A 16,604-nucleotide genomic window follows, 5' to 3' on the forward strand; every position below is an offset into this window, starting at 1 on the left:
TATGATCGGAAACACCAGAGCAACCGACCCCTTTCTGGAAGTGCGCAATATCAGTAAAAGTTTCGGACAGTTCGTCGCGCTCAACGATATCTCATTGGCGGTGAAGAAGGGGGAGTTTGTCTCCATTCTCGGACCAAGCGGTTGCGGTAAAACCACTTTATTGCGGGTGATTGCTGGGCTGGAGGTGCAAAATCAGGGAACGGTCTGGCTCGCAGGTCAGGATGTTTCACGCGAACCCGTTGCTCGGCGTAACTTGGGAATTGTGTTTCAGTCTTATGCCCTGTTTCCGAACATCAGCATTGTCGGTAATGTGATGTACGGGTTACGCAACCAACGCTCATCAGCACGGCGTGCCCGCGCCATGGAGATGCTGGAACTTGTAGACTTGGCGGATCAAGCCTACAAGTTCCCTGCCCAGCTATCGGGAGGTCAGCAGCAACGGGTCGCCTTGGCCCGGGCATTAGCTCCTGAGCCATCACTGCTGCTCCTTGATGAACCTCTTTCGGCGCTTGACGCTCAGGTGCGCAGCCATCTACGCATTGAGATTCGTCGTATCCAGAAGCAGCTTGGAATAACAACGGTGATGGTTACTCATGATCAGGAAGAGGCGTTGACCATGGCCGATCGGGTGGTGGTCATTAACGCTGGCAAGTTGATGCAGTTCGCGACGCCGCGCGAGATGTATTGTCGTCCTAACAACACTTTTGTGGCCGATTTTGTCGGCTCGATGAATTTTCTCAATGGTTGCAAGGGGAAAGATTCCGATTCGGTCTTTTTTGACCAGTACTCCTTGCACACGTCTCCTGGTGCGGCCAGCCCTTTTCAGGGATATCCTGTGACTGCGGCGATCAGGCCCAAAGATATCCGGATCGTCGCGCATGGTCAGGATGCGCCAAATGTGTTGCGGACCTGTATTGAAAATATTGAGTTTCGCGGTGCCAGTGATCGCCTCTACTTGCGGGTATTGCATCAGGAGGGGGGTCATACTGAGCGGCGACTGGAGATCGACGTCCAAACCGAGGCGTTTGAAGATTTCAACCTGCGAACCAATATGGAACTGCGAGTGCAACTCCCGGCAGAAAAGATGCGGTTGTTTCCGCCGGCAGCCAGCGTTAGTTGATGTCCCATTCTGATAATATTGAGGGGTTCTCCCTCAGTCCTCCAGCTGATGAAGTGCGGCTGAAAAGCAGCGGTGAAGATTTGTTGCGGCGTGCTCTGATCATCCTCAGTTGCCTCTGGTTGCTCATCGGGGTTGTTCTGCCTCTGGGTGAGGTCTGGAATCGTGCCACCCACGTGGAATTTGTCGTCAAGATCGAAGAACCGACCGAGGCGGAGAAAGTTACGGACAGTTTTCGTGGCCAGATTAATATTGCTGGTCACAGTGTGCTGTTGATTGAGGAAAATATTGGTCCACTCGTCTACTTTGATAACAAACTTCTGGTGTTGGTGGGCAATCAGGCTAAATTCGGACCGATTCAGATTACCCTTGGTGACCAGCGTCTTGACAAGGTGGTTTACTCGCCGACACGCGCCGATTACGCGAGCTATCTCATTTCACCGCTGGTGGTTGAATACAGCCCGGAACGACATTGGTTAATCGATGGTAAACCGTTCGACAGTGGTGTTGCCAGTGTCCAGCGCTTTATCGGTCTGCAGAACTTTTTTGCCTATTTCGGCATTGAGGGGTTGTCTCAGACGAAGACCATTGGCCTGCTGGTTTACCTGATCACTACGCTGGCACTGTCAGCTTTTCTGCTCTATAGCCTGTTGCGCCGATCGCTCCCCGCTAATCGGAACTATCTGCTGACCTTCTCAGTCTTATTGCTGCTGGGGACGCAGTCAGTACTGGCTATCAACTATTTGGGACAGCACATTACCGACACCAACCTGGCCCAGTCCGTTCTCAACTCATTACGGGTGGCCCTTTACAGCACCAGTATCTCGGTGGCTCTGGCCTTTGCTTACGCTTATGGTATCAACCGGACGTGCATGCGCGGCAAGACTTTTTTCCGCCTGATCGCTATGCTTCCGCTGTTTGCGCCGACCATGCTCTACGGGTTGTCGCTGGTCTATCTGTTTGGCAACAAAGGGGTGATCACGACCGGTTTTTTTGAAAAATTCCCTTGGTTGGCCTGGGATATTGGTCTCTATGGTTTCACCGGAGTGGTGATGGCTGAAGTGGTCTTTACCTTTCCGCCGGCCTTTATGATCCTGATGGTGGCGATTTCTACTTCCGACGCGCGTCTCTACGAAGCTGCCGAGAGTATGGGTGCGAGCAAACTGAAGACCTTCTTCACTGTCACCCTGCCGAGTATCAAGTTCGGCTTGCTCAGTGCTGTTTTTGTGAGCTTCACCCTGTCGTTCACCGATTTCGGTGCGCCCAAGGTTGTTGGTGGTCAGTTCAACGTGTTGGCAGTCGATATTTATAAACAGGTGATTGGCCAGCAGAACTTTGGCATGGGTGCCACGGTCAGTATAGTCCTGCTGGCACCGACGATTCTTGCCTTTGTCGCGGATCGCATTGTTCAACGTCGCGCCGTGGCGGTCGTCACCGCGCGCAGCGTCCCCTATACACCGAAATCGTTGGCGTTGCGGGATGGCTGTTTTTTTCTCCTCAATAGCTTGATCGCCCTGTTTATTTTGACGATGGTGTTTATGGCCGGGATCGCCTCGTTGGTGAAGATGTGGCCTTATTCTTTCACCAACCCTGAGCTCTATCCGCAAGCCTGGACGTTAAGCCACTATGCTTTTGAGGCTGTCGGTGGTGGTGGCTATGGTGCCTTCTTTAACAGTATCCGCATGGCTCTATGGACGGCGTTGTTTGGCTCGATAATTACTTTCACCAGCGCCTACTTGATCGAGAAAACCAAGGGGATGCGGCTGTTGCGGCAGCTCGGTTACTTTCTTTCGATTATCCCGTTGGCTTTGCCGGGGTTGGTGATTGGTATTGCCTATATCTTTTTTTTCAATGCCAGCGAGATCAATATTCCTCTGATCGGGCTGAGTGTGCCGAATCCATTCAACGTCTTGTATGGAACCATGGCGCTGCTGGTGTTGTCGAATATCATTCATTTCTATACGGTCAGTTTTCTCACTGCGACTACCGCGTTGCGGCAGCTCGATAAAGAGTTCGAAGCCGTTTCCGAATCGATGTCGGTCCCTTTTTACACCACTTTCGTGCGGGTCACCGTACCGGTCTGTTTTCCGGCGTTGTTGGAGATCGCTTCCTATCTTTTTGTCAGTTCGATGGCGACAGTTTCAGCGGTCATCTTCCTTTATAGCAGTGACCTGTCACTGGCTTCAGTGGCTGTGGTGAATATGGATGATGCCGGTGATACGGCTCCGGCGGCGGCCATGTGTATGTTGATTGTCTTGACCAACGTCATCGTCCGCATGCTGTTTGAGCGCATCAGTTGGTTGTTCCGTCGCCGCACACAGATCTGGAGGCACTGATGTCAAAAGTCGATAAATCCGCTGCAGACCGCACCGAGGGTGATATTAATCAGTCTGTTCACCGCTCTTCGTGGCAGAAGAAAGTTTTGAACGAAGAGACCTGTGCCCTGTTGGCAGAGGATGAAAAGTATTTCATCCATCAGTCGTTGTCGACCCCTTGTTTAACGGCATTGGAACGCAGCCACGGGAGCTATCTCTTCGACACCAACGGCAAGAGCTATCTCGATTTTCACGGGAACAGCAGCCATCAAGTTGGTTACGGTCATCCCCACGTGGTTGCTGCGATCACCGAAGAGATGCAGCGGTTGCCTTTTTCACCGCGTCGCTTTACCAATCGTCCGGCGGTCGAGTTGGCAAAAAAGCTGGCCCAGCTTTCGCCGGGCAATTTGAACCGAATGCTCTTCGCGCCGGGGGGTACTTCGGCCAATGGTATTGCCCTGAAGCTGGCGCGATCGGTCACTGGCCGGTTTAAAACTCTGAGTTTCTGGGATGCTTTTCACGGCGCATCTCTCGATGCGATTTCCGTCGGTGGAGAGGCTCTGTTTCGGCGCAATATGGGCCCCTTGTTGCCTGGCTGCATTCAGGTTCCGGCACCGGGTTCCCACTGTTTTGGTGTTGACAAACTCGACTGGCAGAAGGCGCTGGGCTATATAGAGTACGTCATGGTTCATGAGGGGGATGTGGCTGCTTTTATCGCCGAACCGATGCGTTGCACGACCATTGATATTCCACCGGTGCAGTTCTGGCGGCAGATCCGGGAGATCTGTGACCGTCATGGGGTCTTATTGATTTTTGACGAAATCCCGCTCTGCCTTGGTCGCACTGGATTCATGTTCGCCTGTGAATATTATGCTGTGGTTCCCGATATTCTCTGTCTCGGTAAGGGGTTAGGTGGCGGAATTTTTCCGATGGCTGCGACCCTGATCCGTGAAGACCTGGAAATCGATCCCGCTCAGGCCCTCGGTCACTACACTCACGAAAAAAGTCCGGTCGGATGTGCCGCAGCGTTGGCGACCCTTGAAGTGATCGCCGATGAACATCTCCTCCAACGCTCTCGCGAGCTTGGTCGTCATACCCTCGCAGCTCTCCATCGGCTCCGCTCTGAACATCCGTTGATTAGCGCAGTTCGTGGCGTTGGTTTGATGCTGGGGATCGAAATCACCCCCCCTGCTGGCTTTACTTGTAGCGCGACTGATGCTGCTGAACAGATACTTTATGCGGCTTTCACGCAAGGGTTGAGCTTCAAAATCTCCGCCGGTAACGTCCTCACTTTGACCCCGCCGTTAACTATCAGTGATGCGGAAATGGATGCCGCTCTCAACATCATTGCCGCCAGCATTGCCCAGGTTGAAGTTAAGTTCGGCCTCAACCGTCAAAGCAGAAACATCTGAAAGGAACGTATTATGGATCTTGACCTTATTCCCGCTAACCCCTATCTGTTGTTGACTCCTGGACCTTTAAGCACCACAAAATCGGTGCGCGCAGCGATGTTGCGTGACTGGTGTACTTGGGATGATGACTATAATCAGATGGTTGAAACGGTTCGTAGCCGTCTGGTTGCGTTGGCCTCGCCACAACCGGGGTACAGCTGCGTGTTGATGCAAGGGAGTGGCACCTTTTCTGTAGAAGCGACGATCTCTAGCGCCATCCCTGTCGGCGGCAAGTTACTGGTGCTGAATAATGGTGCCTACGGCGACCGGATCGTCAAAATCGCCCAATACCACAAAATTGCTGTCCTCGCCCAGGACAGCGGTGAGCTTGGCGCTCCAGATCTGCAACGATTGCGACAGAATCTGGAGCAGGACAGCGCCATCACTCATGTTGCCGTTGTTCACTGTGAAACCACCACCGGCATGCTCAACCCGATCTATGAGATCGGTGCGATAGTCAAAGAATTCAAGAAGACCTTCATCATCGATGCGATGAGTAGTTTCGGTGGCATCCCCATTGATATGGATGAAGTCCAGGCCGACTTTCTCATCAGTAGTGCTAACAAATGTATCCAGGGGGTCCCAGGTTTTGGCTTCATTCTGGCGAAAAGAGAGGCCCTTGAAACTTGTCGGGGGCGGGCCCGTTCCTTGAGTCTTGACCTGTATGACCAATGGCAGGCGATGGACAAAGGCAAAGGAAAGTGGCGCTTTACCTCACCGACTCATGTGGTTCGGGCATTTTCCCAGGCGTTGGATGAACTGCAACAGGAAGGGTTGGTTGAGCGCTTTAACCGCTACCGCAACAATCAACGACTGTTGGTCAACGGCATGCGTGAGCTTGGGTTTGAAACCCTGTTACCCGATGCACAACAGTCGCCGATTATTACCTCTTTTATCAGCCCGAAAGACCCGGATTATTCTTTTCAGAATTTTTATACTGCGCTAAAAAAACGTGGCTTTGTCATCTACCCTGGTAAGGTGACGGTGGCTGCCACCTTCCGGATTGGTAATATTGGCGATGTCCACGCGGCAGACATGACTCGGTTGCTCACAGCTATCGAACTCCTTTGCTAGCGTTCACTGTGCCTTCTCCCTTGACCATCAGCTTGCAGCAGCATTATGGACTAAAAGATATCGCTTCTGGTTCAGTATCGGTGGTGGTAGCGGCTCTATTGCCGTTATTCTCGGAGTCGCAATGTCGATGTTAATTGATATCGACCATCCGTCTTAAGCTCCATAATGAACACTTCACCATTATGTGGGTTCCTGACTTTCTCAAAGTACTCGACCGACCAATGAAACCAGCGCATCAGGAATATTCTGAGAGTCATCCCATGGGTGACAATCAAGGCATTATCCGGGAACTTCGGTTTGGCAAAATCGCGGTGCAGGGTCTCGAGAAAGGTGCTGACCCGATCATAGACGTCCGCTCCTGACTCCCCGTCCGGCAGGCGAAAGTAGAACGGCCCATAGGCCATCCGTTCGTTCTGGATGTTGTGCAGTTTCTCAGCAGATGAAAGATGTCCCCAGTCTTGTTCTCGGATGCGTGGATCTTCAACCTCCTGGATGATTTGATCACCGAGAACCGATGAGATTCCTGTAAATGTTTCCCTGGTGCGATACCAGGGAGAGACATAAGCACGTACCGACTCTCCACAAATCAGAGCAGAAATCTGTTTGCCCGCCTCGACAGCTTCAGACTTTCCTTGCCGAGTTAAACGCAAAGCATAGTCCGGAGTCGTTTCGTAGTGATCAGGTTCGGCGTTTCCCTGTGATTGCCCATGGCGGACCAGAATGATTCTTTTAGGCTTCATGGTGGCAGGTCCTTTCATCTTTAATCAAGCCGCTGCTTGTCAATTTCCCTCAGTTAGCAAGAATTTATCGACAATTTGTGGATAATCTCGATGGTCAATTTTGGGATAAATGTTTGCATATGGCCAGAGGTCAGCATAGCAATTAGAGTCATTGACAAGCAATATCGCTATTCTTATAGTGAAAAAATTTAAACCGGACTCTTTAGTCGTGGGCAGTTACGACGGCATCTATACCGTGAGCATTGGGTGCTTTTTTGCCGCTTGGGGCTTTGGAACCCGCTGGAATCATTTTATTGGTGTCTGTTTTTCGTTATTGAGGGGGGTGTTTTTAGGGATATTTTATGTACAGTACACAGGTCGGACATTGTTCCGGTTGTAAAGATAATGTTCTTGACCGGTTTCTCAAGAGAGTCAAAAGCTACGCGGACGCCAGGTTATTTATGCACTTCGAATCAAGCACAGGTGCTCCGGGATGAGAATAGTCCTGCTTGTGACGATGTTCCTGCTTGTCTTCACCTCCCCACTCTTTGCACAATCCCCGTTATTTATCGGCAGTGCTTTTGAGCCACCTATTTCCGCTCCCGGTCAAAAAGGAATTGTTGATCGCATAGTACGGGAAGCCTTTGCCAGAATCGGCAAAGAGGTGTTAGTGACTCCCCTTCCAGCTGAACGCTCGTTGATCAATGCAGATAAAGGTATCAATGATGGTGACTTGATCAGGGTGACAGGATTGCAACGTCATTATCCAAACCTTATTCAAGTTTCTGAGAAACTCATTGATTTTGAATTTGTCGCTTTCCACAAAGGGCCCCACATCAGGATCGAGAATTGGAATACTTTGGCGCCTTATAGTGTGGGCATTGTCCGGGGTTGGAAAATCCTCGAAAGAAATCTTTCAGACGCACATTTGACCCAGGTAGAGAGCCTCTCGTTGCTGTTCACCTTGCTTGAAAAAGGGAGGACAGACGTAGTGGTCTACGAACGCTTGGCCGGACTGCAAGCAATTCATGACCTTGGGTTGAAAGATATCAGTCAGCTTGAACCACCACTGGAGGTCCAACCTATGTATCTCTATCTTCACAAAAGGCATAAGATGTTGATTGCTCCTTTGATTGAGGCCCTTAAGGCGATGAAACAGGATGGCACCTACCATAAGATCGTGGCTGATGGCCTGCAACCGCTGTTACAGAGGGTTCCGTCGTGGCTGGATTAGATCGGAACTGGAGCCGATTGAAGAGTGGTATTGCCCGCAAACTGGTTATTTATCTGTTTTTGTGCAGCTCTGTCATTACGATCGTCGGGACTTCGTTGCAGCTGTATCTTGAATATTCCAGAGATATCCGCAGTATCGAAACGAGTCTTTCGCAGATTGAGGTCAGCTATCTGCAAAGTCTGATCGCCAGTTTGTGGGTTTCTAACGACTCTTTTCTGGAGATCCAGCTCGACGGCCTGCTGAAAATTCCGGATATTGAATACGTCGAAATCCGTCGGGAGGGTGAAGCCTCGATTTCCGTTGGTCACCGTGGCCAAGCCAAGGTCATCGAACGGGAGTACCCTCTGAACTACCAATATCGTGATAAAGAGATTCCTCTGGGGACCTTGCACGTTGTTGCGGACTTACAGGGGGTGTATCAGCGCCTGATTGACCGGGCGTTGATCATTATCAGCACTCTGGCAGTCAAAACCTTCCTGGTCTCGTTTTTCATGCTCTTCCTTGTCTATGCTGTGGTAGGCCGCCATCTCCATAGTTTAGCGGCATATACCAATGACTTTGATCCCGACAGTGAGGATGCTCCGTTGCGGTTAAACCGCAGATCAAACAAGGGTGAAGATGGTGATGAGTTGGATCTGGTGGTCCATTCTATCAACCAGATGGGCACGAACCTGAAAACATCTTTTCGGGAGCAGCAAAGAATCAATGACCAGTTGCGTCAGGAGATTGCTGAGCGTGAGCGGGTTGAGGTTGCGCTGCGGCGCAGTGAGCAGAAATTTAAAGATCTATCTCAGGAGTTTCAAGTTATTTTAGATGGCATTCCCGACGCCCTGACTCTGTTGTCTCCTGATTTGAAAGTTGTATGGGCAAATAAAGGGGCCGCTGACCTGTTAGATAAAGAATTGATGACCCTCTCTGGGCAACATTGTTACCAACTTTGGCATCAGCATGCCTCCGCCTGTGAAGATTGTCTCGGCAGCGCCTGTTTTAAGACTGGAGAACCTCTCGACGGAACTCGCACCACTACCGATGGTCGAGTTTGGGGAAAGAGGGTCTTTCCTCTGAAGGACAAAGAGGGCAAAGTGACCAACGTGATTGAGTGGAGTAGTGAGATCACAGAAAAGCTCAAGTTGGCAGAAGAGGCGGCGACTGCGAGTCGTCTCGCCTCGTTGGGAGAACTCTCTGCAGGGGTAGCTCACGAGATCAATAATCCCATTGCGATGATTCTGCTCAATGTCCCCGTGCTGCAGCAGGCTTTTGATGCGGGCATCCCGATTCTTGAACAACATTGTCGTGAGCACGGTGACTTCGAGCTGGGTGGGATGGATTACTCGGAGGTGCTAAAAGAGGTTCCACTCCTCCTTGCCGGGATGATTGACAGTGCTGAGCGCATCAGGAGAACCGTTGATGACCTCAAAGACTTTGTCCGTCAGGACAGTAATGATCCTACAGAGACGATCGATATTAATCAGGCGGTCCAGACCGCCGTTAGATTGGCGAGAGGCGCGATCAAAAAAGCCACCGATCATTTTATCAGCAGCTGCGCAGAAAACCTGGTGCCGGTTCGGGGTGGGCGGCAGAAGATCGAACAGGTGTTGATCAACCTGATCATGAATGCCTGTCAGGCGCTCCCCGACCGGACACGGAAGATCTCGATCACAACAACCTACGACTCAGCGCAGGCAGCCAATATCGTGACCGTGTCCGATCAGGGGGTTGGGATTGAGGCGCACCATCTTCCCTGTATCATGGATCCTTTTTTCACCACCAAACGTGAATCTGGCGGAACCGGCCTCGGCCTGTCAATTTCGGCTCGAATTGTTAAGGAGTATGGTGGTCACCTTGATTTCAGTTCTACTCCAGGTGAGGGAACCACCGCCGTCCTCGCCTTGCCGATTCTTCAGAAGGAGAACCAACGTGGCTAAAAAATACCCTCTTTTGCCGTTGCTGCTGGTGGACGACGAACCTGTTTGGTTGCACAGTCTGGCGGTCAATCTTAAGTTGAACGTCGGGATCAACAATCTGATCGAATGTAGTGACAGTCGCGATGTCTTAGAGCTGCTGGATCGGCAGGAGATCGGTTTGATTTTACTGGATCTGACGATGCCACACCTAAGCGGAGAAGAATTATTGTCGTTGATTGTCGAGAATCACCCGGCTGTTCCGGTCATTATCCTCAGCGGCTTAAACCAGTTGGAGACCGCTGTGCGCTGTATGCGTCTCGGGGCCTTTGATTATTTTGTTAAAACCACCGAACAGGAACGTCTGCTGGCAGGGATCCGCAGGGCTCTGAACCATATGGAACTAGAGCGAGAAAACCGCACTCTGAAGGCGCAGTTTATGCGTCACGAGCTACAACATCCAGAGCTCTTTGCGGCGATTATCACTGGCAACAAACACATGCGCTCCATTTTTCAGTATATCGAGGCGGTAGCCGGCAGCCCAGAACCGGTGTTGATTACTGGTGAAAGCGGTGTCGGCAAGGAGCTGGTTGCCAAGGCGGTGCACCAGGTGAGTACCCCCGAGGGCCCCTGGGTCGCGGTTAATGTTGCCGGACTTGACGACAACACCTTTGCCGATACCCTCTTCGGTCACACTCGTGGTGCGTATACCGGCGCTGATTCTCAGCGGGCGGGAATGATTGAGAAGGCCACCTCAGGAACCCTGTTTCTTGACGAAATCGGTGATTTGAGTCCAACGTCTCAGGTGAAACTGTTGCGGTTGATGCAAGAGGGAGAATATTTCCCCCTCGGCAGCGACACCGCCAAGCGGCTTCAAGCTCGGGTGGTATTTGCCACTAACCGGGACTTGGCTGCGATGCAGTCCTCAGGAGCTTTTCGCAAGGATCTCTATTATCGTCTTCATGCCCACCATGTTCAAATTCCGCCCCTCCGGGAACGGCTCGAAGACCTGCCGCTGCTACTCGACTTTTTTCTCCAAAAGGCCGCAGACTCTCTCGGCAAGAAAAAGCCGACCCCACCCGAAGAGCTGGCAGTTCTGCTTGCCACCTACTATTTTCCAGGGAATATCAGAGAGTTGAGGAGTATGGTCTATGATGCCGTTAGCCTTCATCAGGGACGAAAACTTTCCATGGACTCTTTCAAGCAGGCCATAGGTTATGGTGACGGAGAGCCCCTTGAAGGTTCGAAGCAGGAGATCGAATCTGCTTCTTCAACAGAGTTTATTTTTCCCGAACGTTTGCCGCCTTTGAAGCAAGCGGCGGATCTTTGGGTCGCCGAGGCGCTGCGGCGCTCTCAGGGCAACCAGAATATTGCTGCTCAGTTGCTAGGGATAAGCCCTCAAGCCTTGAGTAAACGCTTGAAAAAGCAACAATCCTGATTTTTCAGAGATTTGTCAGCTCGACCCTCCTGAATCTTAAAGAACCACAAATAAAAGGGGTCAACCAAAGTTTAATCCTCAACTTTGGTTGACCCCTTCCTTTTTCCGCTTATTTCCTTACAAAATGAGTTTTTAGCCATTCCTCTATCAACTTTAGTTGATCCCTTTTGTTTTCTAAAAAATAAATAAATAGCCGTAATTTCAGGGACATAAATACTTTATCCATCTTGGCACCGAGGTTGCTATGAGAGGACTGAGAATAATCAGAACACCCATAACCACACCGCGAAAGGAGTTATAGATGATCAAACGCCGTACTTTGTTGAAGGCCATGGGGGCGACCGTTCCCCTGACCTTGATCCCGACTGCATTGATTTTTGCAAAAACCAAAACCGACGCCAAGCATTATGCCATGGTGATTGATGTCAGACGTTGTACTGGTTGTATGTCCTGCAGTATTGCCTGTGCCATCGAAAATGGCACCCCGAAGGGGATGAACCGTAATCAGGTTCGCCAATTCACCGTAGCTCAGGAGGAGAGCTTTGGCACCATGGCAATTCCTACTCAATGTGGGCAATGTGAGGAACCACCTTGTGTTGACGTCTGCCCGGCAGATGCCACCGCTAAAAACAAGGACGGCATCGTTTACCTTGACCGGGATGCCTGTATTGCTTGTCAGGCCTGTGTTGAGGCCTGTCCCTATGGCGCTCGGGCTGGTGACGAAAATGAAGAGATAGCACCAGAAAAATGTGATTTCTGTATTTCCCGGTTGAGTTATGGCCTGTTGCCGGCCTGTGTGGAGAGCTGTGTCGGTCACGCCAGGATTTTTGGCGACCTCAACTCTCCCGATTCAAAATTGGTCCAGACCATCAAGGCGAATGATGTTTATGCCATGTTACCCGAGGCCGGGACGCAACCGTCGATTTTTTATATCGGTCTCCCAGGTGACACCGAGGACCAAAAAGTGTTGAACCTCAACCATTTAAATTGGCAGCGATAAAGGGAGTTGATAATGGATCGAAGAAAATTTATCAGTAAATTAGGGGCAGCGGCCGGAGTTGGTGCGGTTGCTATTGCAAACTCTGCGCATGCAAGCAAGAAAGAAAATGAAATACCCGAGCCGCCGCTGAGTTCGGTCGCAAAAAATGCTTTACCCCCAGAGTTCAAGGTTGATGAAGTGACCGGTGAAATAACCCAAACTCCAGGGCAACGAACCGCTTTTCAGCGTTGTTTTGGTTGTTTTGATAACTGTGGATTGCGGGTCAGGGTTGATGAGAAGACCGACAAGATCTTGCGACTGAGCGGCAACCCATACTGTGAGAATAACAATGGTGCACCACTGGACCTTAAGGTGCCGGTCAAAGAGGCGTTTAAGCGGCTCACCGGCGATGCAGGATTAGCCAACCGTGCTACCACCTGTGGCCGAGGTACAGCTGCAACCGATGCCGTTGACGACGAACGGCGTATCACTCAGGTGCTTAAACGGGCCGGTAAGCGGGGCGAAGGGAAGTGGCAGACGATCCCTTATGAACAAGCCCTGGAAGAGATAGTTGAAGGTGGTGATCTCTTCGGTGAAGGAAAAGTCGCTGGTCTGCGGGAGATTCGCCAGCTCGATAAAGAGGCCGCACCGGGGCAGCCAGAATTTGGTTCGGCCGCCAACCATCTCTGTACCACGTATCTCAGTGAGCATGCTCCCCGAAGTGATTTCTACACACGTTTTATGTACAGCTCCTGGGGAACCCGCAACGTTGGCAAAAAATCGGCTTATTGCGGTGCTCAGCAGCGACTCGGTTTGGCACTTGCTGCGGTGGATCCGTTGCAGGGAGCCTGGCATGCCCACCCGGATTGGAAAGAGGCTGAATACGCGATCTTCCTCGGCACCAGCCCTGGTAACTCCGGTAACAGCCTTAACAGCTTGGGGCGGCAGCTGGCCGATGCCCGGGTCGATAATAAATTAAAATACATCTCCGTCGATCCGCTTTTGCGCACCACGCCCAGCGCCAACACTGGTGGTGAATGGGTGCCCATCAAGCCGGGTCGGGACACCCCGTTTCTGTTCGCACTGATGAGGTTGATCTTTGAGAACCACTGGTATAACGCCAGCCATCTCGCAACCCCCAACGCAAGCGCAGCTAAACTCAAGGGTGAACTCCACCATACCAATGCCAGCCACTTGGTGATTATGGACCCATCTCACCCAAGACATGGGAAGTTCTTACGCTGCTCAGATCTGGGGATGGCAACAAATAATCCGGTCGTTTTTGACAACAAGACTGGCAAAGTGGCAGATGCTGAAACTGTTCGCGACGGAGAGTTGTTTGTCGATGCTGAGTTGGAAGACGGTAGTGGCAAGAAGGTAAAAGTTCAAAGTTCCCTGAGTATCATGCGAGCGGAGGCCATGCGTACTTCGTTGTCGGATTATGCTGAGGCGACAGGCATTAGTGAAGCAAAGTTGAAGCAGATTGCTAAAGATTTCACCAGTCATGGTCGCCGCTCTTGTGTCATGTTATCCACGGCTTCCAATAGTGCTGACGGGTTCGTTACGGGTTGGATGACCGGAATGCTTAACACCTTGATCGGCTCACACCACGCCAAAGGAGGAGCCGCTTATTGGCATGGTTTCCACCGGGGAAGCAAGGGAGATCGGTACGAATTAAGCAAAGTCGAAGGCGGTTTTAGCAAAAAGCAACTCGGCATCAGTGCGAGCCGAGAAGGCAAATATGAACTGTCTACTGAGTACAAGACCAAGCTCGCCAAGGGGCAGTCGCCCTATCCGGCAAAATCTCCTTGGATGCAGATTGCACCAGTTGGTCACGCAGGGGAGATGCTGACGAGTCATGCTAATAGTGATCCCTATCGGTTTCGGGCGTTTTTCTGCTGGCGGAACAACGTCACCTATGGCAATAGCGGCCTGAGTCAGAAGGTGATCGAGAGCCTCAAAGATCCGAAATTACTTGGATTGAGTGTTGGTATTGACTGCCACCTGAATGAGACGACCTCTCTGTGTGACTATATTATTCCCGATCTGTCGGCGCATGAAGAGTACGCTGCCGATCGCATGTGGGGCGCAGAAATGAAGGGTTTTTCTGCCGGTGCTCCGGTAGTGAACCCCAGAACAGTCAAAGATAAACAAGGTCGACATGTCTGTATGGAGCGCTTTCTTATTGATGTCGCGCTGATGCTCAAGCTCCCTGGTTTCGGCAAGAACGCAATAAAGGCCAAAGACGGTCGTATGGTCGATCTCTTTACCTTGGAAGACTGGAATGCCCGTTACCTGGCCAACACGGCGATGCTGTGTCAGAATTTGCCGCAGGTTACAAAAGAAGATATGCGATGGTCCGGTGCCGAGCGGGCGATGCAACCCCTCAATGACAAGTTGACCGCTACAGAACGAGCAGCTGTCGCCGCGGTGCTCTCTCGAGGAGGCTACTATGAGAATGTTTCGCGCTACTCTGGTGATTTCCTGAGTGGTCATAAAGGGCGTTGTTTGCGCATTTACAATGAAGCGGTCACCGATTACATTCATGCCTACAGTGGTCAACCCTATCCAGGAATTCCAACGTATCGACCAAACCATTTCTGGAACGGTGACAGCTGGGAGCAACACTGGAGTCAGAAAGAATTCCCATTGTTGTTTTCAAGCTACAAGTCGGTCATTCGTTCGCCCTATTCGGTTGCCTTCAAACGCACCGCAGAGTTCAGCCCGACCAACTATGTGTACATGAACGTTCACACGGCCCAAGAGTTCGGTTTGAAATCCGGTGACAAGGTGAGAATAACCAGCCCTTCAGGTCAGCATACCGATGGGGAGTTACAGACCGATGACGGAGTGGTCAAGGGCGCCATTTCGGTCAGTACCGGTTTTGGCCATACCCGTGGTTTCGGTGGCGATGAGCGGATCATCGACGGCAAGGTCATCCAAGCGATTAAGGAAAGAGCGACAGGAACCAGCGTCAACCCGATGTTGCCAACGGATCCGACCCGCTCTGGTGCCAGCTTGCTTCTCGATTACTGGACCGGATGCACTGCCCGGCACGGTGTCAGCGTCAAGGTCACCAAGCTGTCCTAAGTTTTGATACAACATGGTCAAAGTAAGATGAATCTGTCGGCTACCTTTTTGTTCGGTAGCCGACAGTTTTTTCTCAACTAAGCGCATCGGCAATAAGATATTGGGTCTCTTTTATCTATGTTAACCCTCCTGCCATTTCCCTAACCAGAATCAAAAAACATAAAATTAAACAATATTATTTGTTGACATTAATTATGGGCAGGGTGTAATAATTCAATCACCGCTTAAGGATTTTTGGCAGAAAAGAGTAATGTATCTCTAGTCTTAGAGTTTCAAAAGAAGTCACCTGTCTGTATTTCCTTAGTACAACACAAAGCTTAACTAAAAGTATTTTTACGAATTTAAAGATGGTTAATAGTGGCTTATGAAATCAGCTAATGAAAAATTTTGTCGTGAATGTGGATCTTTAATAAGTGTGAGAGCCGAAATCTGTCCGAAATGTGGCGTTCGGCAAATGGATCCGAATACATCGATTAGTGTAACGAAGGATGGGACCTTATGGTTGCCAGTTCCCTCGATGATCTTGGGCATGATGATGTTCTTAACCTTTTTTGACGACAGTGGTTGGGACTCTGACACAATTATTGGATGCGCTTTTTTTGCTATCTTGGGTCTTGTGCTTGGGATCGTTAGTGTCTCCACACAAAGAAAAGGTAAAGGGATGGCTGTTACCGGCATCCTGTTATCTACGTTATCACTGATTGCTCTTTTGGGACTTTTTGTCGCACAAGGTTAATGGATATAATTATTACCTCTCAGCAGTGGGAGGAAGGTTCTAGTATCTAGAACCTGATTGGCATACAAACGTAACGAGAACAATGGAGAAAATCATGACAAATGGAGTCGCAAAAAAGAAAATAACGGCCGTAGTGCTTTGCTTATTGCTTGGAGGTCTTGGCATTCATCGGTTTTACGTAGGTAAGACAGGGACAGGAATTCTCCAACTTCTGACTTTGGGAGGTTTGGGCATATGGGCTTTGATTGATTTTATAATGATCCTAACCGGCGGCTTTACCGATGCCAACGGCAATGCACTAGTTTAAATTGATCATCCGGTCATTTAAAGTACAAAAAAGGAAAATAATGGTGACGTTATTTTCCTTTTTTATTCGGGATTCTAAAATTGTAGTGGTCAAGTATTTCCGGACAGGATCGAGGCAATATCTTGGGAGCCAGATTCAGGGTATTTCGGGGGCCTGTAAAGTAAATTGTGTAAATAGCCCGCCGGTTAAAGTAGCGGCATCCGCCCTTCAAACATAATCGAAAACTGATTCAGTGCCGATCGC

General features: G+C 50.5%; 12 protein-coding genes. 11 read left to right on the top strand and 1 reads right to left on the bottom strand.

Going from position 1 to position 16,604, the window contains the following annotated elements:
- Nucleotide 1: 1 nt before the first annotated feature.
- The 4 genes from BLU87_RS14990 to phnW are packed head-to-tail and all read left to right on the top strand — an operon-like array spanning nucleotide 2 to nucleotide 5,957.
- Nucleotides 2–1,120: an ABC transporter ATP-binding protein gene (locus tag BLU87_RS14990; RefSeq protein ID WP_092350278.1), complete on the top strand. Its 1,119-nt coding sequence runs from the start codon at nucleotides 2–4 to the stop codon at nucleotides 1,118–1,120.
- Nucleotides 1,120–3,453, top strand: coding sequence for a putative 2-aminoethylphosphonate ABC transporter permease subunit (locus tag BLU87_RS14995; RefSeq protein WP_092350280.1), 2,334 nt, complete (start codon nucleotides 1,120–1,122; stop codon nucleotides 3,451–3,453). Before BLU87_RS14990 ends, BLU87_RS14995 begins: the two co-directional genes overlap by 1 nt.
- Nucleotides 3,453–4,844 carry a (R)-1-hydroxy-2-aminoethylphosphonate ammonia-lyase gene (pbfA, locus tag BLU87_RS15000; protein WP_092350282.1) on the top strand — a complete coding sequence of 464 codons (1,392 nt, stop codon included), beginning with the start codon at nucleotides 3,453–3,455 and terminating at the stop codon, nucleotides 4,842–4,844. The genes BLU87_RS14995 and pbfA overlap by 1 nt, the downstream gene beginning before the upstream one ends.
- A gap of 12 nt (nucleotides 4,845–4,856) precedes the next feature.
- Entirely contained in the window at nucleotides 4,857–5,957 is a 1,101-nt protein-coding gene (gene phnW, locus BLU87_RS15005) for a 2-aminoethylphosphonate--pyruvate transaminase (protein WP_092350284.1), read from the top strand.
- 104 nt (nucleotides 5,958–6,061) lie between these two features.
- Here phnW and BLU87_RS15010 read toward each other — a convergent pair whose 3' ends face one another.
- Nucleotides 6,062–6,697 (bottom strand): histidine phosphatase family protein, encoded by a 636-nt coding sequence (locus tag BLU87_RS15010; RefSeq protein WP_092350286.1) that lies wholly within the window; start codon nucleotides 6,695–6,697, stop codon nucleotides 6,062–6,064.
- A gap of 472 nt (nucleotides 6,698–7,169) precedes the next feature.
- On the opposite strand from BLU87_RS15010, the gene BLU87_RS15015 reads away from it, so the two are divergent.
- The 7 genes from BLU87_RS15015 to BLU87_RS15045 all read left to right on the top strand — a co-directional run bounded on the left by BLU87_RS15015 (nucleotide 7,170) and on the right by BLU87_RS15045 (nucleotide 16,361).
- A complete protein-coding gene (locus BLU87_RS15015) occupies nucleotides 7,170–7,910 on the top strand; it encodes a substrate-binding periplasmic protein (protein ID WP_092350288.1) in 741 nt (246 codons plus the stop codon).
- Complete coding sequence (locus BLU87_RS15020) at nucleotides 7,898–9,835, top strand: ATP-binding protein (protein WP_092350290.1); 1,938 nt, start codon at nucleotides 7,898–7,900, stop codon at nucleotides 9,833–9,835. Before BLU87_RS15015 ends, BLU87_RS15020 begins: the two co-directional genes overlap by 13 nt.
- Nucleotides 9,828–11,249, top strand: coding sequence for a sigma-54-dependent transcriptional regulator (locus BLU87_RS15025; protein ID WP_245706622.1), 1,422 nt, complete (start codon nucleotides 9,828–9,830; stop codon nucleotides 11,247–11,249). The genes BLU87_RS15020 and BLU87_RS15025 overlap by 8 nt, the downstream gene beginning before the upstream one ends.
- A 301-nt stretch (nucleotides 11,250–11,550) precedes the next feature.
- Nucleotides 11,551–12,249 (top strand): 4Fe-4S dicluster domain-containing protein, encoded by a 699-nt coding sequence (locus tag BLU87_RS15030; protein WP_092350294.1) that lies wholly within the window; start codon nucleotides 11,551–11,553, stop codon nucleotides 12,247–12,249.
- 12 nt (nucleotides 12,250–12,261) lie between these two features.
- Complete coding sequence (locus BLU87_RS15035; RefSeq protein WP_092350296.1) at nucleotides 12,262–15,318, top strand: molybdopterin dinucleotide binding domain-containing protein; 3,057 nt, start codon at nucleotides 12,262–12,264, stop codon at nucleotides 15,316–15,318.
- Between the two features lie 364 nt (nucleotides 15,319–15,682).
- Nucleotides 15,683–16,054: a hypothetical protein gene (locus BLU87_RS15040; RefSeq protein WP_092350298.1), complete on the top strand. Its 372-nt coding sequence runs from the start codon at nucleotides 15,683–15,685 to the stop codon at nucleotides 16,052–16,054.
- 94 nt (nucleotides 16,055–16,148) lie between these two features.
- Nucleotides 16,149–16,361: an NINE protein gene (locus BLU87_RS15045; protein WP_092350300.1), complete on the top strand. Its 213-nt coding sequence runs from the start codon at nucleotides 16,149–16,151 to the stop codon at nucleotides 16,359–16,361.
- Nucleotides 16,362–16,604: the final 243 nt, after the last annotated feature.

It is taken from the genome of Desulfuromusa kysingii, from assembly GCF_900107645.1.
Classification (GTDB): Bacteria; Desulfobacterota; Desulfuromonadia; order Desulfuromonadales; family Geopsychrobacteraceae; genus Desulfuromusa; species Desulfuromusa kysingii.